General features: G+C 62.7%; 20 protein-coding genes. 4 read left to right on the top strand and 16 right to left on the bottom strand.

The features are described 5' to 3' along the window. Nucleotides 1-24 precede the first annotated feature (24 nt). Nucleotides 25-1,377, top strand: a complete 1,353-nt coding sequence (locus tag ATY77_RS23195; RefSeq protein WP_190237687.1) for a folylpolyglutamate synthase/dihydrofolate synthase family protein — start codon at nucleotides 25-27, stop codon at nucleotides 1,375-1,377. Nucleotides 1,378-1,452: 75 nt separating this feature from the next. Here ATY77_RS23195 and trxA read toward each other — a convergent pair whose 3' ends face one another. The 12 genes from trxA to ATY77_RS23135 all read right to left on the bottom strand — a co-directional run bounded on the left by trxA (nucleotide 1,453) and on the right by ATY77_RS23135 (nucleotide 19,176). Next, the gene (gene trxA / locus ATY77_RS23190; protein ID WP_004672616.1) at nucleotides 1,453-1,773 is read right to left on the bottom strand and encodes a thioredoxin; all 321 of its coding nucleotides are present in this window, start codon (nucleotides 1,771-1,773) and stop codon (nucleotides 1,453-1,455) included. 75 nt (nucleotides 1,774-1,848) lie between these two features. Beyond that, nucleotides 1,849-5,403 carry a double-strand break repair helicase AddA gene (gene addA / locus ATY77_RS23185; protein WP_088689022.1) on the bottom strand — a complete coding sequence of 1,185 codons (3,555 nt, stop codon included), beginning with the start codon at nucleotides 5,401-5,403 and terminating at the stop codon, nucleotides 1,849-1,851. After that, complete coding sequence (gene addB / locus ATY77_RS23180) at nucleotides 5,396-8,590, bottom strand: double-strand break repair protein AddB (RefSeq protein ID WP_088689021.1); 3,195 nt, start codon at nucleotides 8,588-8,590, stop codon at nucleotides 5,396-5,398. Before addB ends, addA begins: the two co-directional genes overlap by 8 nt. Before the next feature lie 4 nt (nucleotides 8,591-8,594). Next, complete coding sequence (locus ATY77_RS23175; protein WP_088689020.1) at nucleotides 8,595-9,326, bottom strand: nucleotidyltransferase family protein; 732 nt, start codon at nucleotides 9,324-9,326, stop codon at nucleotides 8,595-8,597. Nucleotides 9,327-9,339: 13 nt separating this feature from the next. Then, nucleotides 9,340-10,851 (bottom strand): tRNA (adenosine(37)-N6)-threonylcarbamoyltransferase complex ATPase subunit type 1 TsaE, encoded by a 1,512-nt coding sequence (tsaE, locus tag ATY77_RS23170; protein ID WP_088689019.1) that lies wholly within the window; start codon nucleotides 10,849-10,851, stop codon nucleotides 9,340-9,342. After that, complete coding sequence (locus tag ATY77_RS23165) at nucleotides 10,848-13,433, bottom strand: PAS domain-containing sensor histidine kinase (RefSeq protein WP_088689018.1); 2,586 nt, start codon at nucleotides 13,431-13,433, stop codon at nucleotides 10,848-10,850. The genes tsaE and ATY77_RS23165 overlap by 4 nt, the downstream gene beginning before the upstream one ends. A 203-nt stretch (nucleotides 13,434-13,636) precedes the next feature. Then, nucleotides 13,637-15,037, bottom strand: coding sequence for an adenosylhomocysteinase (ahcY, locus tag ATY77_RS23160; RefSeq protein ID WP_088675368.1), 1,401 nt, complete (start codon nucleotides 15,035-15,037; stop codon nucleotides 13,637-13,639). A gap of 248 nt (nucleotides 15,038-15,285) precedes the next feature. Further along, nucleotides 15,286-15,561 (bottom strand): HPr family phosphocarrier protein, encoded by a 276-nt coding sequence (locus tag ATY77_RS23155; RefSeq protein WP_088675367.1) that lies wholly within the window; start codon nucleotides 15,559-15,561, stop codon nucleotides 15,286-15,288. Between the two features lie 9 nt (nucleotides 15,562-15,570). Further along, on the bottom strand, nucleotides 15,571-15,972 hold the full coding sequence (locus ATY77_RS23150) for a PTS sugar transporter subunit IIA (RefSeq protein ID WP_088675366.1): 402 nt from the start codon (nucleotides 15,970-15,972) through the stop codon (nucleotides 15,571-15,573). 150 nt (nucleotides 15,973-16,122) lie between these two features. Continuing rightward, on the bottom strand, nucleotides 16,123-16,572 hold the full coding sequence (locus ATY77_RS23145; protein ID WP_088689017.1) for a serine/threonine protein kinase: 450 nt from the start codon (nucleotides 16,570-16,572) through the stop codon (nucleotides 16,123-16,125). Continuing rightward, nucleotides 16,569-18,359, bottom strand: a complete 1,791-nt coding sequence (locus ATY77_RS23140; protein WP_088675364.1) for a sensor histidine kinase — start codon at nucleotides 18,357-18,359, stop codon at nucleotides 16,569-16,571. The genes ATY77_RS23145 and ATY77_RS23140 overlap by 4 nt, the downstream gene beginning before the upstream one ends. A gap of 79 nt (nucleotides 18,360-18,438) precedes the next feature. Then, on the bottom strand, nucleotides 18,439-19,176 hold the full coding sequence (locus tag ATY77_RS23135; RefSeq protein WP_189636746.1) for a response regulator transcription factor: 738 nt from the start codon (nucleotides 19,174-19,176) through the stop codon (nucleotides 18,439-18,441). Between the two features lie 339 nt (nucleotides 19,177-19,515). Here ATY77_RS23135 and ATY77_RS23130 point away from each other — a divergent pair, with 339 nt between their 5' ends. The 3 genes from ATY77_RS23130 to ATY77_RS23120 all read left to right on the top strand — a co-directional run bounded on the left by ATY77_RS23130 (nucleotide 19,516) and on the right by ATY77_RS23120 (nucleotide 22,283). Continuing rightward, nucleotides 19,516-21,126 (top strand): phosphoenolpyruvate carboxykinase, encoded by a 1,611-nt coding sequence (locus tag ATY77_RS23130; RefSeq protein WP_088689016.1) that lies wholly within the window; start codon nucleotides 19,516-19,518, stop codon nucleotides 21,124-21,126. Nucleotides 21,127-21,232: 106 nt separating this feature from the next. Further along, nucleotides 21,233-21,670, top strand: coding sequence for an alternative ribosome rescue aminoacyl-tRNA hydrolase ArfB (gene arfB, locus ATY77_RS23125; protein WP_088689015.1), 438 nt, complete (start codon nucleotides 21,233-21,235; stop codon nucleotides 21,668-21,670). Nucleotide 21,671: 1 nt separating this feature from the next. After that, nucleotides 21,672-22,283: an alpha-ketoglutarate-dependent dioxygenase AlkB gene (locus ATY77_RS23120; RefSeq protein WP_088689014.1), complete on the top strand. Its 612-nt coding sequence runs from the start codon at nucleotides 21,672-21,674 to the stop codon at nucleotides 22,281-22,283. A gap of 116 nt (nucleotides 22,284-22,399) precedes the next feature. On the opposite strand, the gene coaA is transcribed toward ATY77_RS23120, so the two are convergent. From coaA to hisA, 4 genes are read right to left on the bottom strand one after another with little or no spacing between them, the layout of a single operon-like run. Then, nucleotides 22,400-23,395 carry a type I pantothenate kinase gene (coaA, locus tag ATY77_RS23115; protein WP_088675359.1) on the bottom strand — a complete coding sequence of 332 codons (996 nt, stop codon included), beginning with the start codon at nucleotides 23,393-23,395 and terminating at the stop codon, nucleotides 22,400-22,402. After that, nucleotides 23,392-23,715 carry a phosphoribosyl-ATP diphosphatase gene (locus tag ATY77_RS23110; RefSeq protein ID WP_088675358.1) on the bottom strand — a complete coding sequence of 108 codons (324 nt, stop codon included), beginning with the start codon at nucleotides 23,713-23,715 and terminating at the stop codon, nucleotides 23,392-23,394. Before ATY77_RS23110 ends, coaA begins: the two co-directional genes overlap by 4 nt. A gap of 17 nt (nucleotides 23,716-23,732) precedes the next feature. After that, nucleotides 23,733-24,521 carry an imidazole glycerol phosphate synthase subunit HisF gene (gene hisF / locus ATY77_RS23105; protein WP_088689013.1) on the bottom strand — a complete coding sequence of 263 codons (789 nt, stop codon included), beginning with the start codon at nucleotides 24,519-24,521 and terminating at the stop codon, nucleotides 23,733-23,735. Continuing rightward, on the bottom strand, nucleotides 24,521-25,267 hold the full coding sequence (hisA, locus tag ATY77_RS23100) for a 1-(5-phosphoribosyl)-5-[(5-phosphoribosylamino)methylideneamino]imidazole-4-carboxamide isomerase (RefSeq protein ID WP_088689012.1): 747 nt from the start codon (nucleotides 25,265-25,267) through the stop codon (nucleotides 24,521-24,523). The genes hisF and hisA overlap by 1 nt, the downstream gene beginning before the upstream one ends. Nucleotide 25,268: the final 1 nt, after the last annotated feature.

The following is a 25,268-nucleotide window of genomic DNA, read 5'->3' as shown; positions in this document are numbered from 1 at the left end:
CCGACAAGCAGGCGGGGTGCCGAATTGATACCCAGAGGCCAAACCGCGGTGAGTGAGGCAGCGCAAGAGATCGAAAAACTCATGGGATTGCATCCCAAGGGGTTCGATCTGTCCCTCGATCGCATCACCCGTCTACTCGATATGCTCGGCAATCCGCACAGGAAGCTGCCGCCGGTGATCCATGTCGCCGGCACCAATGGCAAGGGCTCGGTCACCGCTTTCTGCCGCGCCTTGCTCGAGGCCGGCGGTTATAGCGCCCATGTCCACACCTCGCCGCATCTCGTCAATTGGCACGAGCGCTATCGCATCGGTGTGGCGGGCGGACGCGGCCAGCTCGTGGACGATGCCGTCTTCGCCGATGCTCTCCGCCGCGTGGCAGAAGCCAATGCCGGGCAGCATATTACCGTCTTCGAAATCCTGACGGCGGTCACTTTCATCCTGTTTTCCGAACACCCGGCCGATGCCGCGATCATCGAAGTCGGTCTCGGCGGCCGCTTCGACGCCACCAATGTCATTTCCGATCCGGCCGTTTCGGTCATCATGCCGATCTCGCTCGATCATCAGCCCTATCTCGGCGACAGGGTCGAACTGATCGCGGCTGAAAAGGCCGGCATCATGAAGCCGGGATTGCCCGTCGTCATCGGCCACCAGGAATATGACGCCGCACTCGACGTCCTGATGTCGACGGCCGAGCGGTTGCATTGCCCGAGCGCGGTCTTCGGCCAGGATTTCATGGCGCATGAGGAATATGGCCGGCTCGTCTATCAGGACGAATATGGCCTTGCCGACCTGCCGCTGCCGCGGCTTCCCGGCCGCCATCAATATGCCAATGCCGCCGCCGCCATTCGCGCCGTCAAGGCCGCGGGCTTCACCGTCACCGAGACGATGATGGAAAAGGCGATGAATCTCGTGGAGTGGCCGGGCCGGCTCCAGCGCCTGAGCGAAGGCCGGCTGCTGGAAAACGCGCCGGCCGGCGCCGAGATCTGGGTCGATGGCGGGCATAATCCCGGCGCCGGTGAAGTCATCGCCGAAGCCATGGCCAATTTTGAGGAGCGCCAGCCGCGCCCGCTTTTCTTGATCATCGGCATGATCAACACCAAGGACCCGGTCGGTTACTTCAAGGCCTTCGCAGGCCTGGTCGAAAAGGTGTTCTGCGTGCCGATCCGCGGCAGCGATGCAATGATCGATCCGGTGATACTGTCGAATGCCGCCTATGATGCCGGCCTCGTCGCCGAACCGATGTCGACGGTCGCCGATGCGCTGGAAGCGATAAAGGCCGCGCTCGATCCGGAGGCATTGCCGCCGCGCATTCTGGTTGGCGGCTCACTTTACTTGGTGGGCGACGTGCTTGCCGATAACGGCACGCCTCCCAAGTGAGCGGCGACATGAAGAGCCTAAAATGAAAAAAGCCCGGTCGAAACCGGGCTTTTTCGTCAATGTGACATCAATCGATTAGGCAGCGTTCGAAATCCAGTTCGACAGAGCCGTCTTCGGCTTGGCGCCGACCGAAATATCGGCGACTTCCCCGCCCTTGAAGATCGCAAGGGTCGGAATGGAGCGCACGCCGAACTGTGCGGCGAGTTCCGGGTTCTCGTCGATATTGAGCTTGGCAACCTTGACCTTGCCTTCCATTTCGACCGAGATTTCTTCGAGGCTCGGAGCAATCATCTTGCACGGGCCGCACCATTCAGCCCAGAAATCAACGACGACGGGTTCTGCGGATTCCAGAACTTCCGACTGGAAGTTATTGATATCGACTTTCACGGTAGCCATAGGCTGCTCCTTTAACGGAATTATGTGTTGAACCACATGTGATGCTGTGGTGCCGAATTTTCAATGTCCGGTATTTCACTTTGTCTTGAGTCCTGCAAGCGCCAAACCGAGCGCCGTTTCGCTGAGCATATAGAGCGAGGCATTCTCTGTGTAGACGAGCATGCACTCGATGCGCTTGCCGGGATAGAGCGGCGCCAGGATCTCGCGATAGATCGCAAGCTGCGCCTTATGCGCAAAGGGGATCGCCTCCTCGCTCGCCGGCGGCACCCGGTTGGTCTTGTAGTCGAGAATGACGACGCGGTCGGCAAGCACGGCAAGCCGGTCGATGCGGCCGGAAACGGCATAGCGCTTGCCGTCCAGCGTCAGGGTTCCCATGATCGAGACTTCGGGCCGCGCCTGCTCGCCGAGCATGGGCCGCAGTCCTTCCTCGTCCAATAATTTCAGAACCGAATCGACCAGTTTGCGCCGCTCGGCCTCCGGCCAGAACCGGGCCGCCCGCTCGGCATAGCGCTCCGCAGCATCGGGCCGTTCCGAAGGCAGAATGTCGGGAAGCGCCTGCAGCATGCGATGGATCAGCCTGCCTTTCTCCAGCGACCGATCGCTGCGCGCCGTCTCGCCGAACAGCGGCGAAGTGACGAGCAGACCGCCCTCGTCTTCGTCGACGATCGTGCCGGCCCCGGAAGGGCTGAGCGGCCGCGGCAGCTCGGCCTGCGGCGGCAGAGGCCGCAACAGGCCCTCCGGCAGGGCCTCCTCGCTTTCGTGGTGCTGGCTGCGGTCGAGGCGTTCGAAGCTCAGCTCCACGCGCGGCACGCGCCATCTGGTGCCCTGCCATTCGCCGTCCGGGCCGGCGAATGTGGCGTTTTCCACATAGGGATGATTTTCGTGCAGCGCAGCCGAAATCATCATATGCCAGGTGTCGTTATTGGCACGCACGCCGCGATAGCCGCAGACGACGAGGCGATCGGCGGCGCGCGTCATGGCGACATAGAGCAGCCGGCGATATTCTTCTTCCGCCAGCTTCTGAATACGCGCCGCATCGCTCTGCGTCAGCGAGTTGGCGAGGTCGGAAGCAGGAACCCAGACCGGCATCGGCGGCTCGCCAGACCTCGATTCGATCAGCCGAAGCTTCGGCAGATGGGTATGCGTAAAGGCTTTCGAGCCGCCGTCGACAAGGAAGACGATCGGCGCTTCCAGACCCTTGGACGCATGCACGGTCATGATCCTGACCTCGTTGCGCCCCTTGTCCTGCTCGCGCTTCACCTCCGGCGCCTCGAGTTCCAGGGTCGAGATGAAGGATTGCAGCCCGGGAAGGCCGGATGTTTCGTGGTCGAGGGTAAACGTCAGGAACTCATCGAGAATATCGCTGACCTCGGCGCCGAGACGCGCCAGGAATTGCCGCCGCCCGCCATGGCTGCCCAGCACACGCGCATAGAAATCATGCACCGAAAGGCTTTTTGACTGGCGCAGAAAGAGCTCCAGCTTCTCGAACGCGATACGGAAACGTTCCGTGCCATCGGCGGCGAATTTCTTGAGATGGTTCCAGACGCTCTCATTGTCGCTCCGCAGGGCGGCGAGCGCGAAGATATCATCCTCCGAGAGATCGAAAAGCGGGCTCTTGAGCACGGCGGCAAGCGAAAGATCGTCCTCGGGCAGAAGCAGGAAGCGGCCAAGCGCCAGCAGATCCTGCACGGCGATATGGCTGGTCAGCACCAGCCTGTCGGCGCCGGCGACGGGGATGTCGCCGCGGCGCTTCAGCGCGCGCGTCAGCGCATTGACGAAGGCGTCGCGCTTGCGCACCAGCACGAGGATGTCGCCGGCTTCGATGAGGCGCTCCCTGCCTTTTTCGACGATCGTCTCGCGGCCGACGAGCGCGCCGATCGAATGGGCGATCCGCCGCGCCAGGATTGCGGCCGGCGCGCTTTCCGGCGTGGCGTCGAAGGGCGCCGTCCAGTCCTCTTCCTTCACAACGATTTCAGGGGCGACCATCTCCCAGAGATCGACGGCACCGGGATGGCCGATGCGGCTGGAGCGATGCACGACCGGTTCGCCGACCGCGCTGAGGCCGCGGGCATTGTCGGCTGACGTGAAGATCTGGTCGACGGCTTCGAGCACGTCGGCGGTCGACCGGAAAGAAAGCGGCAGCCGGATCGAGGAAAAGCTCTGGCCGCTGTCGGAAACGCGCCGGCGCGTCCGGTCGCTCTCCTCGGAGAACCGTTCGGGCCGCGCGCCCTGGAAGGAATAGATCGACTGCTTCTCATCGCCGACGGCAAAGAGCGTGCGCACGACCGGCCGGGCGCTTTCGCCGGAGAAGAAATCCTCGGCAAGCGACTGGATGACGCTCCATTGGATCGGGCTGGTATCCTGCGCCTCGTCGACCAGGATATGGTCGATACCCCGGTCGAGCTTGTAATGGATCCAGGGACCGACGCCGTTTTTCGTCAACAGGTCGGCCGTTCTGGTGATCAGGTCCTCGAAATCGAGCTGGCTGCGCTGCTTCTTCAGCTCCTCATAGTCATGGTTCAGCCGGTCGGCGAGCACGAGTGCGGCATGGGTGGCGCCGTACATCCGCATCATTTTCAGCCGGTCGCGGCTCGCCGCGACATGGGCGCGGGCAGCAGCAATGGCATCGGCCAGCTGCGGCGCTTCGGCAAGCATGGCCTTGACGAAGAATTGCGAATCCGCCTTCGGCTCGCCCTTCGCCGCCGTCAGGAAGATCTTTTCGAGCATTTCCGCGCGTTTCGTGTCGTCGCGCTCACGTCCGGCCAGCCTGAGGCCGTAGGCAACCTCCTGCGCCTTCGCACCGCCCTTCTGGTCGGCAAGGGAGAGATAAAGCTCCAGCGTGGCGCCCGAAAGCTCCGGCAACGGCCAATATTGTGCCGCGATCCCTCTTTCCGTGTCATCGGCGGCAAGGCCAAGCCTCCCGCGCAGCACCATCTCCACGCCGCCCTGCTGTTCGGCCGTCGCGGTGAAACGGCGGATGGCATTGCGGTTGGCGACGATGTCGCCGAGCAGATTCTCAAGACCGGATTCGTCGCCGAGATTGAGCACATAGGCAAAGGCCTCGGCAAGCGCGCTGTCTCCCGCCGGTGCGGTCGCCGTCAGCAAGGCGCGGCGTGCGTCGGAAAGCAGCGCCGCCGCGGCGCGATCGTCGAGAACCGAGAAATGCCCGGCGACATTGGCCTCCAGCGGGAACTGATGCAGCAGCGCCTCGCAAAAGGCGTGGATCGTCTGGATCTTCAGGCCGCCCGGCGTCTCCAGCGCCTTGGCAAACAGCCGCCGGGCCTCGGCGAGCTTGATCCTGTCGGGTGCTGCGCCCTCGATCTGGCTGATCCGCCGGCTGAGATCTTCATCGTCGAGCACCACCCATTCCGCCAGCCGCTCGAAGACGCGGTTCGACATTTCCGACGCCGCCGCCTTCGTATAGGTGAGGCAGAGAATGGCCGAAGGCCGCGCCCCGGCAAGCAGAAGCCGGATGACGCGCTGGGTCAGAACGTGGGTCTTGCCGGACCCGGCATTGGCCGACACCCAGGCTGAACGCGCCGGGTCGGAGGCGATCGCCTGCTGGATCGTCGTCCAGCCGATCCAGGCGCCCGGCTCGTCGTTGTCGGGAAGGTCGGTCGTTTCATTCATCGCCGCCGCCTTCCTCGTTTTCGGCCGTCGACCATTCGGAGACGCGGGCGAGATGATCGTAGTCACCGCCGAAATCGAATTGCTGCGCCGGAATGAGCCGCGAGGTGAAGCCTTTTTCGCCGGATTGCAGCAACCCCACGAATTTGACCAGCTGGTCGATCGATTCCTCGGCCAGATCCATTGCCGATTTTGCCTTGTCGCTGCGCGCCGAGCTCTCGTTATTGACGGTGTCGACCAGAAAACGCCGTCCCGGCCGCAGGCGGACATAGAGCAGATCCTGCGGCACGAGGCTGCCGGCATCGCGGAAGGCGCCGGCGCTGAGCGCTGCCGCCTCGAGAGCAAGCTGCGGATCGAGAAGCGCGCGCGCCTGCGCCGGCGAGGGATTGTAGCCGGTCTTGTAGTCGATGATATCGGCGCCGTTCGGTCCCACTACGTCGATACGGTCCGCGACGCCGGTGAGCCGGATATTGATCGGCTCCAGCTCGACGCCGCCCCGCACCTCCGTCAGCGTCTTGCGAATGCCCGGCCGCCGGTCGGCTTCCCATGCGAGGAAGGCGCGGGCCACCTCACGGAAGCGTGGCCGCCACACGGCGTCGATATGCGGCGGCAGCTTCTCCATGTCGAAAAGCTCGGAAAGGATGCGTTCCATCGCCGCAACCGCTTCCGGCGTGCCCGCGACATGCGCCTCGCGGATGAACCGGTCGATGATCTTGTGATAGAGCGTGCCGCGTTCGGCCGCTCCCGGCTCCCGATTGAATGCATCGACGGGGTCGAGCCGCAGAACACGGCGCGCATAGATCGCATAGGGATCACGGCGCAGCCGGCCGACTTCGCTGAAGGAATAGGATTTCGGCTGCAGCGCCAGCGGCGGTTTCGGCGAGGGCCGCTGCGCCGGAGCTTGCACCTCGCCTCGGTCGATGAGGCCCGCCCATTGCAGGAACCGGTTGCCGCGTCCTTTCAATTCCGCTTCGAACGCCTCGCCGCCGAGCGCCAATAACCGCTGCAGCCAACGCGAGGCGACGGTCGGCGTCGAACCCTGGCGCAGCGCTCTCGAATAGATCAGATGTCGCGTGCCGTTCGCCATCTCGAAATCATGCGCCAGCTGGCCGATGCGCCGTTCCGGCGGCTCCAGGCCGATTTCCGTCTTCATCATGCGCGGGATGAAGGGATTGTTGGCGGTCTGCCCTGGCCAGGAGCCTTCGTTCAAGCCGCCGAGGATCATCGTATCTACGCTCTGCAGGCGGGCTTCCAGCGTGCCGAAGACGAAGAGCCGGGGATGGCTGAGCGCCCGTGGCTTGACCGCATGGCCGGCGGCAAGGGCCGCCATGATGTCGATCCATTGCGGTCCGTCGGCTTCCATCTGGCCGTCCGTATCGATGACTTCACCGAGCAGCGAGGCGAGCGCATCGCCCGCTTCATTGGACCAGAGATCGGCAAGGTTGCCTTTCGGATCCACCGCGACAGCTTCCAGGCAACGGCCGGTGCGCTCCGCCCAGTCGGACAAGGTAAAGCTTGCCGTTCGACCGCGATCTTCCGGCCGGTGCCGCATCAGCGCCGAAGCCAGAGGCTCGGTTGCCCGCTGGACCCGGCGCGCGAGCTCGTAGGCGGCATCGGCTGCCTCGGGCGGAAGCGTCTTTCGCCATTGCGGCGCGTGCCTGTCCAGGGCTTGTTCGGCAAGCTGATGGGTAAGCAGCGGTTCGAGTGCACCGATATCCACCTCGGCCACGCCGCCGCGCAGCGCCAGCAGCTCGAGCGCCTCGGTGGCGGAAATCAGCGCGTCGCGTTCCAGTCCGAAACGGGCGAGCGGATGTTTGAGCAGTGAGACGATCGCCACCGGATCGCCCGGCCGCAGCGCTGCCTCCAGGAGCAATTGCAGCAGCGTGCCCTGCGGCGTGGCTGCAAGCGGCGTGCCGGCCGAATCGTCGGCGAGGATGCCGAAGCGGGAGAGCTCGGCCATTACACGCCGGGCGAGATTGCGGTCCGGCGTGATCAGCGCCGCCCGGCTCTCGCCATCCTGGCCCGGCCTTTCCAGCGCGAGCCGCAGCGCAATGGCGATCGCGGTCGCTTCTTCGCGCTCGTTGGCGGCTTCGATCAGCGAAACCTCGGCAAAGGCCGAGGATAGGGCGCCGGCGGGCAGGTCGTTCTTCCAGGCGCCCCAGTCGCTGGTTGCCTCGGACGGAGTGAGCGCGCGTGACAGGATTTCGGCGCGCCGATCGAGATCGGCCTCGGGGCCATCGAGGGGCGCGACGTCGGCACGCGTGAGTTTCAGCCGCTTCAGCAGCGATGACAGGCCATATTGCGGATGGCTGCGGCTTGCGGGGTTGGCATGTTGTCCGGGCGCCGGCTCCGGCGCGACCATCGGCCAGTGACGATCCGGCATGGAGAGATCGAGCCCAGGCAGCACGATCACGCCCTCGGGCAGATTGGCGACGGCGGCGATGAGATCGGCGGTGGCGGGAACGGAGCCCGTCGAACCGGCAATGATGATCGGCCCGGTCGGCGTCATTGTCGAAAGCCTGTTTGCCTCAGCCCGGAGAATGGCGTTCCGGTGCCGCGCCGGCGAAGATTTGCCGAGCTCGGAAAGCCGTGCCGGCCAGAATGCGCTGGCGATCTGCAGGAATTCCGCCGTCAGCTGCCACCAGGCGGCATAGTCGCCGGTGTCGAGCTTCGACAGCTCCGACCAGTCGAGATCCTCGGTCTCGATGGAATCGATCAGCTCCGCGAGATTGCGGGCGAGCCAGATCGCGTCCGCGGGACTTGCCGGCGCCACGAGCGGCGAGTCCGAATGAATGTGGCGGACGATCTCCGGCAGCTTGTTTCGCCAGGCAAGGATGAGGCGGGCAAGCTCCAGCAGGCGGGCGGTGTTCGACAGCGGCTGGGCGAGGTCGATGGTCGCCGGCAGCGCTTCGTCGAAATAGCCGCTGTCGTCATCGGTTTCGCCGAGCGGACGGATGACGGGCAGAATCGCCGAGCGGCCGCCGAGCACATCGACGAATTCCGAGCGCAGCACGCGCACGGCGCGCCGGGTCGGCAGGTAGATCGTCACCCCCGCGAGCGACAGCGGATCGTCGGCCTCATGCCGGAAGAGAGGCGTCAGCCGGCCGTCGCACAGTGTCGCCGCCAGGGTTTTCAGGAAGGGAAGGCCCGCCGGGATCGTCAGAATGCGTGGCTGGTGCCGCTCCGCCATAAGCTCACGCGAACGCCCGCAACCTGCGGATCGTTTCCTCCGCTTCGCCGATCGCCTCCGGTGTGCCCACAGTCAGCCAATGGCCTTCGAGCACCATGCCGAACAGCCGGCCGCGCGCGATCGCCTGGTCGAAATAGATATTGAGGTTGAAGGCATCCTGTGGCGCATCGTCGAACAGCGCCGGGTTCATGACAATCGCCCCGGCATAGACGACGGGATTGGACGGATCGTCGCGATACCGGGTCAGCTGGCCGTCCGCGGCAAGGCTGAAATCATTCTTGCCGTTATGACCGGTCGTATCCTCAATCCGGACGCAGAGCAGCGCCATGTCCATGCGCGCGGCATCGAAGAATCCGGCTAAGCGTTGGAGATTCGTCGGCCGCCCCGGCTTTTCACCGATCCAGAAGAGATCAGCGTTCATGACGAAGAGGTTATCGCGGCCGAGCAGCGTCAGGCCCTTCGCCAGCCCGCCGCCGGAATTCAACAGCGCCTCCCGCTCGTCTGATATGACGATGTCGAGGCCGCGATATTTCCCAAGATGGTCGAGCATCTGGCCGGCGTGATGGTGGACGTTGACGACGGCCCGTTCGACGCCGGCAGCGACGAGCGAATCCAGCGCATAGTCGATCATCGGTTTGCCGTCGATCTTCACCAGCGGCTTCGGGATCGTGTCGGTGATCGGGCGCATACGGGTCCCGAGACCCGCGGCCAGTACCATGGCTTGTCTGATCGTCATGCTGATCCGGAACTTATGATTCGCTTTGGCCTATTCCAGCCCTTGCGCACCAATCGCGCAAGGGGGCAAGCGTTTCGTGCTCGAGCGCGACCCGGAGATAGGCAAGCGTTCGCGGCATATGTTTGAGATAGCCGGACTTGCCGTCACGCTGCAACAGCCGCACCCAGAGACCGGCAAGCTTGCAATTGCGCTGCGCCGACATGATGGCCCAGGCCTTCATGAATTCGGCTTCGTCGAAGCCCGCCTGCGCCCGACGGATCGTCAGGTAATCGTCCATCAGCTGCCTGAAAAGATCCGGTTCGATGGTGACGCGCGCATCCTGGACGATGGAGGCAAGGTCATAGGCGGTCGGCCCGATCATCGAATCCTGGAAGTCGATGATGCCGATCTTGCGGACGCCGCTTTCATGCCCGCGCCAGATGATATTCGGCGAATGGAAGTCGCGAAGCAGCAGATTGATTTCAGCTGATTTCAGCTCGTCGATCAGATCGTCCCAGATCGCGAGATATTCCTCGCGCTCGGCATCCGTCGGCGGCGTGCCGCGCTTCCAGGCAATATGCCAGTCGAGCACCAGCCGCACTTCCATCTTCATCGCCGTGCGGTCGAAGTCGGGAATGTGATGCGTATGCGTGGCTGAGACCGGGATATCCCTCGGAAACTGCATGGAATGAAGATGCGCAAGGCAGGCGACGCTTTGCCGGTAACGCTCGGCGATCGGCCGCCCGGCTTCATCGAGCACGCCTTCGCTGCCAAGGTCCTCGATCAGCAGGATGCCCCGCTCGTAATCGACCTTGTAGATCTCCGGCGCGGCAAAGCCGCGTTCGCGCAAAGCATTGGCGATCGCCACGAAAGGATAGGCGTTTTCCGCGAGATGGGCGACCTTGGGGTAAGGCTTGCCGTCCAGCACCGGCGGCCCGTCCGGCAGCGGCGGCCAGTCCATCAGGATCTTGCGTTTTCCCTTTTTTGGATAGACGGATTCATAGGCGCGCAGCGACGCATCGCCAATCAGAAACCGCCGCCTGGCTTCCCCATAGCCGGCATCGGCAAGGAAGCTGCGGATATCAAGCACGCGGCGGATACGGGCCGCGGTTTTTTCAGCCGCCGCAATCGTCGCGCGGCGGCCGGCGCCTTCATGGTCGAGCCGCAGCGAGATGCGTGTTTCAGGCAATTCGCCTTGCGCCATCTCGGGCCATTCGACCAGGCAGATGCCGTTCTGCAGTGCCTCGTCGAAACCGAGTTCTGTCAGTTCGGCCGGGTCGCCCAGCCGGTAGAGATCGAAGTGCGAAACGGGGATTCTGAGATCGTAGGATTGCACCAGCGTGAAGGTCGGGCTTGGAACCTCCAGACCCTCGTCATCGGCCATGGCGCGCAGGATGGCGCGTGCGAGCGAGGATTTTCCGGCGCCGAGATCGCCCGAGAGCGCCAGGCAATCGCCGGCCTTCAGGGCGAGCGCCAGATCTTCTCCGAAGCGAATGGTGGCCGCCTCGTCCTTCAGGAAAAGCGAGATCGCGTCGCCGGTCGTCATTCGGCGGCGGCGGAATGCGGGATATCGACCGAAGGGATGCGGCAGACCACCGTCGTGCCCTTGCCCGGTTCGCTGTCGATCGTCACGTCGCCATGATGCAGGCTGACGAAACTGTCGACGATCGAGAGGCCGAGGCCGGCGCCGCCGCGTTTACCGCTTTTTGCTCCCGTCGCAAAGCGGTCGAAGACGGTCGCGATCATGTCGGGGGAGATGCCGGGGCCGTTATCCCTGACGGCGAAGACGAAATCGGTGCCTTCGCGGCGGCATTCCAGCGAGATCGAAGTGCCCTCGGGCGAGAAATTCGCGGCATTGGAAAGCAGTTTCAGCAGGATTTGCTTCAGCCGCTGCGGATCGGCGACGATCGAGCCGAGATAGGCCGGCGCGGTGATTTCGAGCGCCACGCCGCTCTCATGAAGGCGATCGGCGATCTGCATCGAGACGTCGTCGAGCAGGTCGTTGAGATCGATCTCCGCATAGTTCAGCCGCATGATGCCGGCATCGACGGTCGCCAGGTCGAGAATATCGTTGACGAGCGTCAGCAGAACCGAGGACGAGGTCGAGATGTGGTCGATATATTCGGCCTGCCGCTCGTTCAGCGGTCCGACGCCCTGCGTGCGCAGCAGGTCGGTGAAGCCGATGATGTTCGTCAGCGGCGAGCGCAGCTCGTAGGATACGTGCTGCACGAAATCGTTCTTCAGCTCGTCGGCCTTGCGCAGCGCTTCGTTTTTCTCGGTCAGCGCCCGCTCGGCGCGTACGCTGTCCGTCATGTTGACGAAGGTCAGCATGGTCTGCGCATTCGGCAGCGGGATGACGGCATAGTCGAGCACGAGGCCGGAAAAGAGTTCGAGCGTGCCCTGGCCCGAGCGGCGTTCGTCGTCGAAACTGGTGATCAGTTCGGCAAAGGTCTTCCAGCCGTCCGGCCGGTCGTAGGAGGGCGCGCAGGCCTCGCCGAGCGCGCGGATATGGGTGCCGGGCTTGGCTTCGGCCTCCGTGATCCCCCAGAGCGCGCGGAAGGCCGGGTTCGACAGGCGAATACGCCCATCGGGGCCGAACACCGCCACACCTTCGGAGAGATGGTCGATGGTTTCGCCCTGCACCTTGACCAGCGTGTTGTAGCGGGTTTCGAGATCGACCTGTTCGGTCAGGTTTTCGAACACCCAGGTGGCGCCGCCCTGCGGGTGGGCAGTCGCGAAGACGCGCAGCGTCTGCCCGTTCGGCAGGTGCCAGAGATCGGATTGCGTGTCGAGCGCGCGGTAAACGGAAAGGGCTGCTTCCTTCCAGCTTTTCCAGTTAAGCTGGTCCGGCAGCTTCTTGGCCGCGCGCAGCCGCTCAAGCAGCTCGCTATTGTCGGGCCGGCCTTCGAGGAAGGCAATATCCAGCTCCCAGAGGGCGACGAAGGCCTGGTTGTAGAATTGCAGCCTGCGGTCGCCGTCGAAAATGGCGACGGGGGTGGCGAGGTGATCGAGCGTTTCGGCGTGGCTCTTCAGCGTCCGTTCCAGCTCGGCGCGCACCGCTTCTATATCGGAAACGTCGACCGCAATGCCGGCCGAGCCGCCGGGAACCTTGACGTCGACGACGTCGAAGAATGTGCGGTTGCCGCGCACCACCGTCGAGATCGTGTCGTGGAAGGGCGATTCCGGCGTCGTCGTCGCGCGGATGCGTTCGCGCGCCACGGTCGTCAGCATCTCGCGGCCTTCATTGATCGCCTGCTGCGGCGTGCGTGCCTCGACCGCCTCGCCGTAAGCCTGGTTGACCCAGGTCAGCCGGCCCGCCGGGTCGCGCTGCCAGGCCGGCATGTCGATTGCGTCGAGCATGGTCTGGAAGGCCGAGATCGAGGTCATCAGCCGGTCGCGCTCGATCCTGAGCTCGGCGAGTTCGGCACGCAGATTGTTGAGCGCTACGAAGCGAACGAAGGCGCGCCCGCCGGAAACCCGGCCCTGCGCCTCGAGGACTTCGTCGCGAATAGTTTCGACCACCATGTCGAAGCTCTGTGCGCCGTCACGCAGCCGGTCGATCGCCTTTTCCAGGTCGGCGGCCGAGCGTGATTTCAGCCACAGGCCGAAGGCCAGGAACTCGCCGTCCTGCGGTGCGCCGGTTTCCGGCGGAAGCTGGCCGAGAAGCTCGGGGCGCGTATTGCCGTCCCAGATGACGATCCGCCGGTTCTTGTCGGCAATCAGCGCCTGGTATTGCGAAATGCGCTGCTGTGCATCGGAAAGCGCCGAGCGGATTTCGCGGCTCTCGCTTTCCAGATTGCCGCGCTGGCGCACGAGCCACAGCGTCGAAAGCAGCGCTGCCGATATGACGCCGATGACGACGGAAACGCCGACCACCTGCGAGGATGTGAAGAGATGAGCCGAGGCCGCCGCCTGCTGCTCGGTCTGTGCCAGAACCGGCCGCGCCAGCGCGGCAAGCGCTGTGCCGGCCGCGCAGGTTTTCAGGAAGCGCGCCAATGATCCATGCTCTTGCTTTGCGGCCTCGTGCGCCGTTGCAGATTTATATCCTTGGCCTGCCGTAAACGGGCGGCGACCGGCGCGAGCGCCGTCATCCGCCTGACGGGGCAGGCTGTTTTTCATTTTCGACATCCGCGGTATGTCTCCGTCCTTCAATGTGCCGCATTACGACAAGACATCCCATTTTCGGGGCGGACGGATCGGGTCCGACGCCACGAATCAAGTCTTAAAACAATACTTCGGAAGGGAATCGGCGGGAAGGGAGCGTCCAAAAAATAAGCCGCGGCATTTGTCAATGCTGCGGCTTCTACATCTTGTGGATATTGATGATGAGATCAATATCTGTAGTGGTCGGACTTGAACGGGCCCTTCGGCGAGACGCCGATATAGGCAGCCTGCTCTTCGCTAAGCTGAGTCAGCTTCACACCGAGCTTGTCGAGATGCAGGCGCGCGACCTTCTCGTCGAGGTGCTTCGGCAGGATGTAGACCTTGTTCTCGTACTGGCCGGGCTTGGTGAAAAGCTCGATCTGCGCCAGCGTCTGGTTGGTGAAGGAAGCCGACATGACGAAGGACGGATGGCCCGTCGCGTTGCCGAGGTTGAGCAGGCGGCCTTCGGAGAGCAGGATGATGCGGTTGCCCTTCGGGAATTCGATCAGGTCGACCTGCGGCTTGACGTTCGTCCACTTGAGGTTCCGCAGGGCGGCGACTTCGATTTCATTGTCGAAGTGGCCGATATTGCCGACGATCGCCATATCCTTCATCTCCCGCATGTGGTCGATGCGGATGACGTCCTTGTTGCCCGTGGTGGTGATGAAGATATCGGCCGAGGAAACGACATCCTCGAGCAGAACCACTTCGTAACCGTCCATGGCGGCCTGCAGGGCGCAGATCGGATCGGCTTCGGTCACCTTGACGCGGGCGCCGGCGCCGGAAAGCGAAGCGGCAGAACCCTTGCCGACGTCGCCGTAACCGCAGACGACGGCAACCTTGCCGGCCATCATAACGTCGGTGCCGCGGCGGATGCCGTCGACCAGCGATTCCTTGCAGCCGTACTTGTTGTCGAACTTCGACTTGGTGACGGAATCGTTGACGTTGATCGCCGGGAAGGGCAGCAGGCCCTTCTGGCTGAGCTGGTAGAGGCGGTTGACGCCGGTCGTGGTTTCCTCGGTAACGCCCTTGATGGCGTCGCGCTGCTTGGTGAACCAGCCGGGCGAAGCGGCAAGGCGCTTCTTGATCTGGGCGAAGAGGATTTCCTCTTCTTCGGAATGCGGGTTGGAAAGCACGTCCTCGCCCGCTTCGGCGCGGGCGCCGAGCAGGATGTACATGGTGGCGTCGCCGCCGTCATCGAGGATCATGTTGGACAGGCCGCCATCGGCCCACTGGAAGATCTTGTCGGTATAGACCCAGTAATCCTCGAGCGACTCGCCCTTGATGGCGAAGACCGGAACGCCGGCAGCGGCGATCGCGGCAGCGGCATGGTCCTGCGTCGAGAAGATGTTGCAGGAGGCCCAACGGACTTCGGCGCCGAGTGCCACCAGCGTCTCGATCAGCACGGCCGTCTGGATGGTCATGTGTAGCGAGCCGGTGATGCGCGCGCCCTTCAGCGGCTTTGCCTGGCCGAATTCGGCGCGGCAGGACATCAGGCCCGGCATTTCGGTTTCGGCGATCGTAATTTCCTTGCGGCCGAAATCCGCAAGCCCGATATCGGCGACGACATAATCTTTTTCAGTGCTCATAGAGGTCTCCAGGCTGAAAAACGTCTCAAAAATTGGCGCAGGCGCAAGCAAGCGCACGGCATGCTCGCCGTTTAGCAGGCTTCGCAGGGGATGGCAATAAGGATATAAAGAAGTCTTTATATGTTTATATGATCTCTGCCCGCTGCATAATTCCTTCAATCGGAATTGATTTGAGGATGAATTATGCAGCAATCAAAACGTGCTACAGCGTCCCTTGCGCGTCTCAAAAGAAGCGCGGCGCTATGAGCTCACATTTCTTCGCCGAACTTGTTCTGGATTAGCTGATCCAGCGCCTCCAGCGCCTCGGCGGCCTGGCTGCCACTTGCCGAGACGAGAACGCTCGAACCAGGGCTTGCCGCAAGCATCATGAGGCCCATGATCGAGGTGCCGCCGACCGTCATTCCATCCTTGGAAACGGTGATGGCGGCATCGAAATTCTCGACCATCTGCACGAATTTGGCGGAGGCGCGCGCGTGAAGACCGCGCTTGTTGATGATGAGGAGTTCCCGGGAAAGCGACGTCATGAAGGCCCGTTATTTTCCGCTGAGCACACGGCTCGCGACATTGATGTATTTCCGCCCGGCTTCGGAAGCCTCCACCAGCGCTTTCTCCATGTTGTTCTCGCCGCGCACGCCGGCGAGCTTGATGAGCATCGGTAGGTTGACGCCGGCAATGACCTCGGTATGGCCGCTGCTCATGACCGATATTGCGAGATTGGACGGCGTACCGCCGAACATGTCGGTCAGGATGACGACGCCATGGCCGTCGTCTGCACCGGAAACGGCTGCCAGAATGTCCTGCCGTCTCTGGTCCATGTCGTCTTCGGGGCCAATACAGACCGTCTCGATGAATTTCTGAGGACCGACGACGTGCTCGACAGCATGACGAAACTCTTCAGCCAGCTTGCCATGAGTGACAAGCACAAGTCCGATCATGATATTACTGCTCCCATATCCGCAAACGGTGGCTGAGATATCGCAATGCAGCAATTACGTCCACCGGTGGCGGCACATCTTGGCGATGAAAAGCCGAAGTGCAAGATAAAAATGCAAATATATAAGGCGGATTGATCAATCCGGAAGCCTTCAGCACCCGATATCCGGCGCTTTCGCCATCAGGACCGCGAGCGGCGAGGGGATGTTTGTGAGCAACCGCAATGCGGGAAGCGAAAAACCGGGAGCGAGACTGACGATTTCGCCCTCGGGAGGGACGCGGTTTTCACCGGACGCGCTGCCGGGCAGGACGGCATAATGCATGATTGCCTGCGGGACGTGATCCTGCCGGACGATGCCGGTGCCGCGAAGCTCGATCAGCCCGGCGATCGACGGCGGGCACGAGGCAATCACCGAGCCGCTCTCTTCCGAGAGAAGCACCTGGTCGTCTGCGACCAGCGCCGTGAAGAGGCCGAGCCGGCGGGCCTCGCTCATGCAGGTAAAGGCCAGCATCGATTTCCCCCAGCCGGAAGGCCCGCTGAACAGGAGCCCCGTCCTGCCCACGACGATCGCCGTCGCATGGATGTTGGGAGCCTCGCTCATGCGGCGGCGTTAAGGGGAAGTGCGAGGATGAAGCGCGCGCCGATTATGCGTCCGTTCTCGCCGTCGGTGATGTTTTCCGCCCTCAGCGAACCGCCATGGGCTTCAGCAATCTGCCGGCTGATCGACAGGCCAAGGCCGGAATTCTGGCCAAAACCTTCCGATTCCGGGCGGTCCGTATAGAAGCGCTCGAAGATCCGGTCGATATTCTCCGCCTGGATGCCGGGACCGTTGTCCTCGATGGTAGTGACGCAGCGCGAGCGTGTGCGCACCAGCCGCACGGTGATCTTGCCGCCCTTCTCAGGCACGAAGGAGCGGGCATTCTCGATCAGGTTGGTTATGATCTGGCCGATGCGCAGGTCGTGGCCGTTGACGACGAAGCGCGTCTTGATGTTCGGCTTGCGTTCGATCGCATATTCGATCTCCACCTGCTTCTTGCTGCCCCTGATCTGGCGGGACACGTCGATCAGGTCGCGCAGCAGCACTTCCATGTCGACGGAGCCGGCATCGACGCGCGCAAGTTCGGCATCGAGGCGCGAGGCGTCGGAAATATCGCTGATCAGCCGGTCGAGGCGGCGCACATCGTGCTGGATGACGTCGAGCAGCCGTTTCTTGGAATCCTCGGATTTGGCGAGCGGCAGCGTTTCGACGGCGCTGCGCAGCGAGGTCAGCGGGTTCTTGAGCTCGTGGCTGACATCGGCCGCAAAGCTTTCGATCGCATCGATGCGGTCGTAAAGCGCCGTCGTCATTTCGCGGAGCGCAATGGAAAGATTGCCGATTTCATCCTGGCGGGCGGAGAAGTCGGGAATCTCCTCGCGCGTTTTGGCGCCGCGGCGCACCCGGATCGCCGCTGCCGAAAGACGGCGAAGCGGGTTGGCGATGGTCGACGACAGCACTAGTGAAAGCAGCACGTTGACGAGCGTCGCCACGCCGAACACCCGCATGATGGCGAGCCGTTCGGCATGGACGATATTGTCGATATCGCCAGCCTGCGTCGACAAGAGCAGCACGCCGAGCACGGCGCGGAAGCGCTGGATCGGCACCGCGACAGAAACGATGAGTTCGCCTTTTTCCGTTGTGCGCACGACCGCGCCGCGCACGCCGGTCAGCGCGTTCATGACTTCGGGATAGATCGAACCGTCGCCGCCTGGCGCTTCCTTATAGAGCGGCAGATTGCCCGGCTGCAGCGCCTTGTTGAACAGCGTCACGAACCAATCGCTCCAGGTCTGCTTCTCTTCCTCGACCGGCGGCAGGTCGAAGCGCAGCACCTGGCCGCGCGAATAGAGGTGGCGCGAATCGAGCAGCAGATTGGCGTCGGCATCGAAGATGCGCGCGCGCGTGCGCGTCGGAGAGATCAGCCGGCGCAGGACCGGGGCGACCTTCTCGGGATCGATCGGGAATTCGAGATCCTCGTCGTTCGGCACCGGCGTGATGCTCTGGCCGGCCTGCAGCTCGAGCAGCTTTTGCGGATCGATGGTGATCGAGTTCGTATCGACCGACGCGGAGGCTGAGACGGCGCCGGCGATGATCTCGCCCTGCGTCAACAGGCTTTCGGCGCGGGCGTCGATCAAGCCTTCGCGAAACTGATTGAGATAGAGGATGCCGCCGACGAGCACGACCAGCGCGACCAGATTGAAGAACAGGATGCGCCGCGTCAGGCTCGAAAACACGGCGTTGCCGAAGATGCGGCGGATCAGCGTGAAGGGATGCGACCAACGGCGGCCTCGGACGCGACGGGTGCTCACGCCCTCCGCATCGTCCAGATCCCTTTCCTGCACCAACTGTGCCAATGACAGGCCCTTTCAAAGGGCGGGGCCGGATGAACCGGCCCGCAGCCCTGAACGTTCTCTCGCGCCGCGCCCGCTGGGCTCAGGCTGCTTCGCGGAAGCGGTATCCCACTCCGTAGAGCGTTTCAATCATATCAAAATCGGTATCGACCATCTTGAATTTCTTGCGCAGCCGCTTGATGTGGCTGTCGATGGTCCGATCGTCGACATAAACCTGTTCGTCATAGGCTGCATCCATCAGCGCATCGCGGCTTTTCACGACGCCCGGGCGCTGCGCCAGCGAATGCAAAATCAGGAACTCGGTCACCGTCAACGTCACGGCCTCGCCCTTCCAGGTGCAGGTATGGCGTTCCTGGTCCATGACCAGCTGTCCGCGCTCCAGCGAGCGGGCCTGCTGCACGGCGCCGGCCTTTGGTGCGCCGCTCGGGCTCGTGCCGCCGGCAGCCGCGGCTTCGCGGCTCGAGGCGCGGCGCAGGACGGCGCGCACGCGCTCCACCAGCAGGCGCTGCGAGAAAGGCTTGGTGATGAAATCGTCCGCACCCATCTTCAGGCCGAAGAGTTCGTCAATCTCCTCATCCTTGGAGGTAAGGAAGATGACCGGAATATCCGATTTCTGCCGCAGACGGCGCAACAGTTCCATGCCGTCCATGCGCGGCATCTTGATATCGAAGATCGCAAGCTGCGGCGGTCGCGCCAGAAGGCCGTCGAGCGCTGAGGCACCGTCCGTATAGGTCTCGACCTTATATCCTTCGGCCTCCAGTGCGATCGACACCGAGGTGAGGATGTTGCGGTCGTCGTCAACGAGCGCGATTGTCGGCATGGTGTTGGTCTCCATCATCGGTGCGCAATCTCCCGGATTTTCGTCGTCCCCAGGCGGTCTCAGTGACCGGATGCGCTTATGGAGGATAAAGGTGGAACAAATTGTGGCAAAGATAAAGGGGAGGATTGTCTTAAAATTCGCCGGCAACTCAAAGTCGTGCATCCAAATGTTGCAACGCGGTGCATTCAAACGATTTAAAAATAACGGCGGAAATTTAAATCGATTAATTGTTTGATATTACTGAATTTTCTCAATTTCGGTCTCTTGTCTTTTAAAATTTCTCCCCGTATTTTCGCCCTTAGTTTTAACGGCAACGAGCCTGAGCAAAGGGAACTAGCCATGGAAAAGTTCGGAGTTCATAACCCGGCAACGGAGCTTGCAACGGTTGGATTGGGCAGCGCAGCCAGCGTTCGCTATAACTTTTCCGCCGCCGCGCTCTATGAGGAATCGATCCGCCGGGGTGAAGCCGAACTGACCGCTCAGGGCGCGCTCCGGGCTCTCACCGGCCAGCACACCGGCCGTTCGCCGCGCGACAAGTTCGTTGTTCGCGACGCCAATACCGACGGCGAAATCTGGTGGGACAACAACAAGCCGCTCTCGCCTGAACATTTCGCCCTGCTGCGCGCCGATATGCTGGCCCATGCCGCGGGCAAGGATCTTTTCGTTCAGGATCTCGTCGGCGGCGCCGAGGAAGGCCATGCCCTGCCGACCCGCGTCGTCACCGAGTTCGCCTGGCATTCGCTGTTCATCCGCAATCTCCTGATCCGTCCGGAGACGGCGGCGCTCGCGACCTTCGTGCCGAAGCTGACGATCATCGACCTGCCGAGCTTCAAGGCCGATCCGGCCCGCCACGGCTGCCGCACCGAAACGGTGATCGCCTGCGATCTCACCAACGGTCTCGTACTCATCGGCGGCACATCCTATGCCGGCGAAATGAAGAAGTCGGTCTTCACCGTGCTCAATTACCTGCTGCCGGCCAAGGGCGTGATGCCGATGCACTGCTCGGCCAATGTCGGCCCGGATGGCGATGCGGCAGTCTTCTTCGGCCTTTCCGGCACCGGCAAGACGACGCTTTCGGCCGATCCGGCACGCACGCTGATCGGCGATGACGAACACGGCTGGAGCGAAAACGGCATCTTCAATTTCGAAGGCGGCTGCTACGCCAAGACCATCCGTCTTTCGGCCGAGGCCGAGCCGGAAATCTACGCAACGACGCAGCGCTTCGGCACCGTGCTCGAAAACGTGGTGCTGAACGACCGCCGCGAGCCGAATTTCGACGACGGTTCGCTGACGGAAAACACCCGCTGCGCCTATCCGATGCATTTCATCCCGAACGCCTCGGAAACCGGCCGCGCCGGCCATCCGAAGACGATCATCATGCTGACGGCCGATGCCTTCGGCGTCATGCCGCCGATTGCGCGCCTGACCCCCGATCAGGCCATGTACCACTTCCTCTCCGGCTACACCGCCAAGGTAGCCGGCACCGAAAAGGGTGTCGTCGAGCCGGAAGCGACCTTCTCCACCTGCTTCGGCGCGCCCTTCATGCCGCGGCATCCGGCAGAATACGGCAACCTGCTGAAGGATCTGATCAGCCGTCACGGCGTCAGCTGCTGGCTGGTCAATACCGGCTGGACCGGCGGCGCCTACGGCACCGGCAAGCGCATGCCGATCAAGGCGACGCGCGCGCTTCTCGCCGCTGCGCTGAGCGGCGAACTCGGCCAGGTCGAATTCCGCGCGGATCCGAATTTCGGCTTTGCCGTGCCGGTCTCCGTCAACGGCGTCGACGGCGGCATTCTCGACCCGCGCTCGACCTGGGCCGACAAGGCAGCCTATGACGCCCAGGCCGAAAAGCTGGTCTCGATGTTCATCGCCAACTTCGCCAAGTTCGAGAACCACGTCGACGGCGGCGTCCGCGATGCTGCCCCGGGCGTAAAGGTCGCAGCCGAATAAGAAAAAGGGTCTTTGACTCACGTGAAACCCGGCATCTAAGGATTGCCGGGTTTTGCTTGCGAAGCCGATGTTTTCAATTGGCGGCTGATATGAGATAGAACGCCGCATGGCCAGCGACGCGCTCTATATCGATGACAGGATCACCATATCAGGATGGGAACTGACGGAACAATTCGTTCTGGCGGGCGGCCCGGGCGGGCAGAACGTCAACAAAGTCTCGACCGCGGTCCAGCTGTTTTTCAACATCCCGAACTCGCCCTCCCTCAATGATCGTGTCAAGGCCAATGCCATCAGGCTTGCCGGCCGGCGTATGTCGAAGGAGGGCGTGCTGATGATCGAGGCGAGCCGCTTTCGCAGCCAGGACCGCAACCGCGAGGATGCGCGCGAGCGGCTGAAGGAATTGATTCTGGAAGCGGCCAAGCCGCCACCGCCGCCACGCAAGAAGACCAAACCGACCAAGGGTTCGGTCGAGCGGCGCCTGAAAGAAAAATCCGGTCGGTCCGAAGTCAAGAAAATGCGCGGCCGCCCCGGCGGCGGCGAATGACATGCCCGGTCTTCTGAACGGCATCCGCCATCTCCCCGGCTATCTCGACCGGGCGCGTCAGGAAGAATTGGTCGAGGTGATCCGCGCCGTCGTTGCCGAGGCGCCGCTTTTCGTGCCCGTCATGCCCGGCACCGGCAAGCCGATGTCGGTCAGGATGACCAATTGCGGGCCGCTCGGCTGGGTAACGGACAAGGAGCGCGGCTATCGTTATCAGCCGGCGCACCCGGCAACCGGCAAGCCCTGGCCCGATCTGCCGCAGCTCCTGCTCGACATCTGGAATGACGTCTCGGGCTACGAGAAGCCGCCGGAAGCCTGTCTCGTCAATTTCTATTCCGACGATGCCCGCATGGGCCTGCATCAGGATAAGGATGAGACGGATTTGCAGGCGCCCGTCGTTTCGATCTCGCTCGGCAACAGCTGCCTCTTCCGCGTCGGCGGCCTCAGCCGTAATGATCGCACGCTATCTTTCAAGCTGTCGAGCGGCGATCTGGTCGTCCTTGGCGGCGAGGGGAGGCTCTGTTTCCATGGTGTCGACCGCATCCATCCGGCGACGTCGACGCTGCTGAAGCATGGCGGCCGCATCAATCTGACGCTGCGCCGCGTCAATCCTTGAAATCAATCGCCTTCTAAAGCACGTCGCGATCTTTCAGATTCGCTCCCCGTGCTTTAGGTCTTTATTTTTACGCGTGTCGTTATCGCAAAACCGCGCACACTTTTGCGCGACACGCTCTATAGTTTCCGCAGCGCGACCTGTTCGATCAGGTGATCCTTGCCCTTTTTCAGGATCAGATCGGCGCGCGGCCGCGTCGGCAGGATGTTCTGCCGCAGGTTCTTCAGGTTGATGTTCGTCCAGAGATCTTCGGCAATTTCGAGCGCCTCCGCATCGGTGATCGACGCGTAGCGATGGAAATAGGAATTGGGATCGCGGAAGGCGGTTTCGCGCAGCCGCATGAAGCGCGTCACATACCAGTTATGGATCTGGCTTTCCGCAGCATCGATATAGATCGAGAAATCGAAAAAGTCGGAAACCATCGGCACGATCTTGCCGTCGGCCGGCAGGTCGCGCGACTGCAGCACGTTGATGCCTTCGAAGATCAGGATGTCGGGCCGGTCGACGATCTTGTATTCGTCCGGCAGCACGTCATAGACGAGGTGCGAATAACAGGGCGCCCTCACATCCGGCTGCCCCGCCTTGATCGCGGAGAGGAAGCGCAGGATCGCGCCGGTGTCGTAGCTCTCCGGGAAGCCTTTGCGCTGCATCAGCTTTTCCCGCTGCAGCACGGCGTTCGGGTGCAGGAAGCCGTCGGTGGTTATCAGATCGACCTTCGGGCTGGAGGGCCAGCGCCCGAGGAGCTCCTTCAGGATACGGGCGGTGGTCGATTTTCCCACGGCGACCGAGCCGGCGATGCCGATGACGAAGGGCGTCTTCGTCACATCCGACATGCTGAGGAAGCGGTTGCGCTGGTTGAAAAGCATCTGCGAGGATTCGACATGCGACGACAGCAGGCGCGACAGCGAAAGATAGATCCGCCGGACCTCGTCGAGATCGATCGGGTCGCCCATTGAGCGCAGCCGCTTGACCTCGTCGCTGGTCAGCGTCAGCGGCGTGTCGGCTCGAAATTTCGCCCATTGTTCGGAAGAGAAGAAATGGTAGGGCGAATAGGATTCCGACTGGAAGTGATCCAACGTTTCCGGCACCCCGATAATCTCAGTCGCGATACTCATGAACTCTGCCGGCTGGCCTTTTCCTTGAGGCCGGACTGCGCGGTTCTGCGCTCGAGTTCGGCCATGACATTCTCTAACGGTATTTCAGCAATCCGCAATACGACCAAGAGATGATAGAGCACGTCGGCGGCTTCATAGGTCAGATTGTCGCGGTCATCGGTCACCGCCGCCATCACCGCTTCGATCGCCTCTTCGCCGAGCTTCTTTGCAGCTTTCGGCTGGCCGGCGGCCACAAGCTTGGCCGTCCAGGATTGATCCGGCGAGGCTTTCGACCGCTCCGCGACGATCCTTTCGAGATCGGAAAGGGAAAATCCGCTCATATCTGCGCTTTCAAGGTTCAGTCGAGACGCATGTCGATGCCGCACTTCGCCATATAATGCTTGGCTTCGCCGACGGAATAGGTGCCGAAGTGGAAGATCGAGGCGGCGAGCACGGCATTGGCATGGCCTTCCTTCACGCCGGCGACGAGATCGTCGAGATCGCCGACGCCGCCGGACGCGATGACCGGCACGCGCACCGAATCGGCGATCGCCCGCGTCAGTTCCAGATCGTAGCCGACCTTGGTGCCGTCGCGGTCCATCGAGGTGACCAGCAGTTCGCCGGCGCCGCGCGCCACCATTTTCTGGGCAAATTCAATGGCGTCGATGCCGGTCGCGTTGCGGCCGCCATGCGTATAGATCTCCCAGGCGCTGAGATTGTCGCCGCCGACCGCCTGCGTGCGCCGGCGCTTGGCATCGATCGAGACGACGATGCACTGGTCGCCGAACTTGTCGGCCGCCTCGGCGACGAAATCAGGATTGCTGACGGCCGCCGAATTGATCGAGACCTTGTCGGCGCCGCAAAGCAGCAGCTTGCGGATATCGGCGATGGTGCGCACGCCGCCGCCGACCGTCAGCGGCATGAAGCACTGGTCGGCCGTGCGCGACACGACGTCGAAGATCGTCTCGCGATTGTCTGAAGACGCGGTGATGTCGAGGAAGCAGAGTTCATCGGCGCCGGCCGCGTCATAGGCTTTCGCCGCCTCGACGGGATCGCCGGCATCGACGAGATTGAGGAAGTTGACGCCCTTGACGACACGGCCGTCCTTGACGTCGAGGCAGGGGATGACACGGGCCTTGAGGGTCATTACGCGGTCTCCTTGGCGCTGCTGGCCTTGATCAGCGCCAGCGCTTCCGTTGGGTCGATACGCCCGTCATAAAGCGCCCGGCCTGATATCGCGCCCTCGAGCTTTCGCGCATCGGGCTGCAGCATGCGCCTGACGTCGTCCAGCGAGGCAAGGCCGCCGGAGGCGATGACGGGAATGGAGACGGCCTCGGCAAGCTCCAGGGTCGAAGCCCAGTTGATGCCGGCAAGAATGCCGTCGCGGTCGATATCGGTATAGATGATCGCGGCGACGCCGGCGCCTTCGAACTTCCTGGCGAGCTCGATGACACCGAGTTCGGAAGCCTCCGCCCAGCCTTCGACCGCCACCTTGCCGCCCTTGGCGTCGATGCCGACGGCGACATGGCCCGGAAATTTCCGGCAGGCCTCGATGACCAGATCAGGATTTCTGACCGCGACGGTGCCGAGAATGACCCGCCGCAGCCCGCGCGCGAGCCACGCTTCGATATGATCGAGCGTGCGAATGCCGCCGCCGAGCTGCACCGGGTTCTTCGTTGCCTTCAGGATCGCTTCGACGGCATCGCCATTGGCCGAATGCCCCGCGAAGGCGCCGTCGAGATCGACCACATGCAGCCATTCGAAACCCTGCTCTTCGAAGGATTTCGCCTGGGCGGCCGGATCGGTGTTGTACACCGTCGCCTGCTGCATGTCGCCGAGCTTCAGGCGGACGCATTGGCCGCCCTTCAGGTCGATCGCGGGAAAAAGGATCATG

Source organism: Rhizobium sp. R634, assembly GCF_002211305.1.
Taxonomy (GTDB): Bacteria; Pseudomonadota; Alphaproteobacteria; order Rhizobiales; family Rhizobiaceae; genus Rhizobium.
Note: the sequence above shows the minus strand (reverse complement) of the source record. Positions and strands in the feature narration are given on the sequence as shown.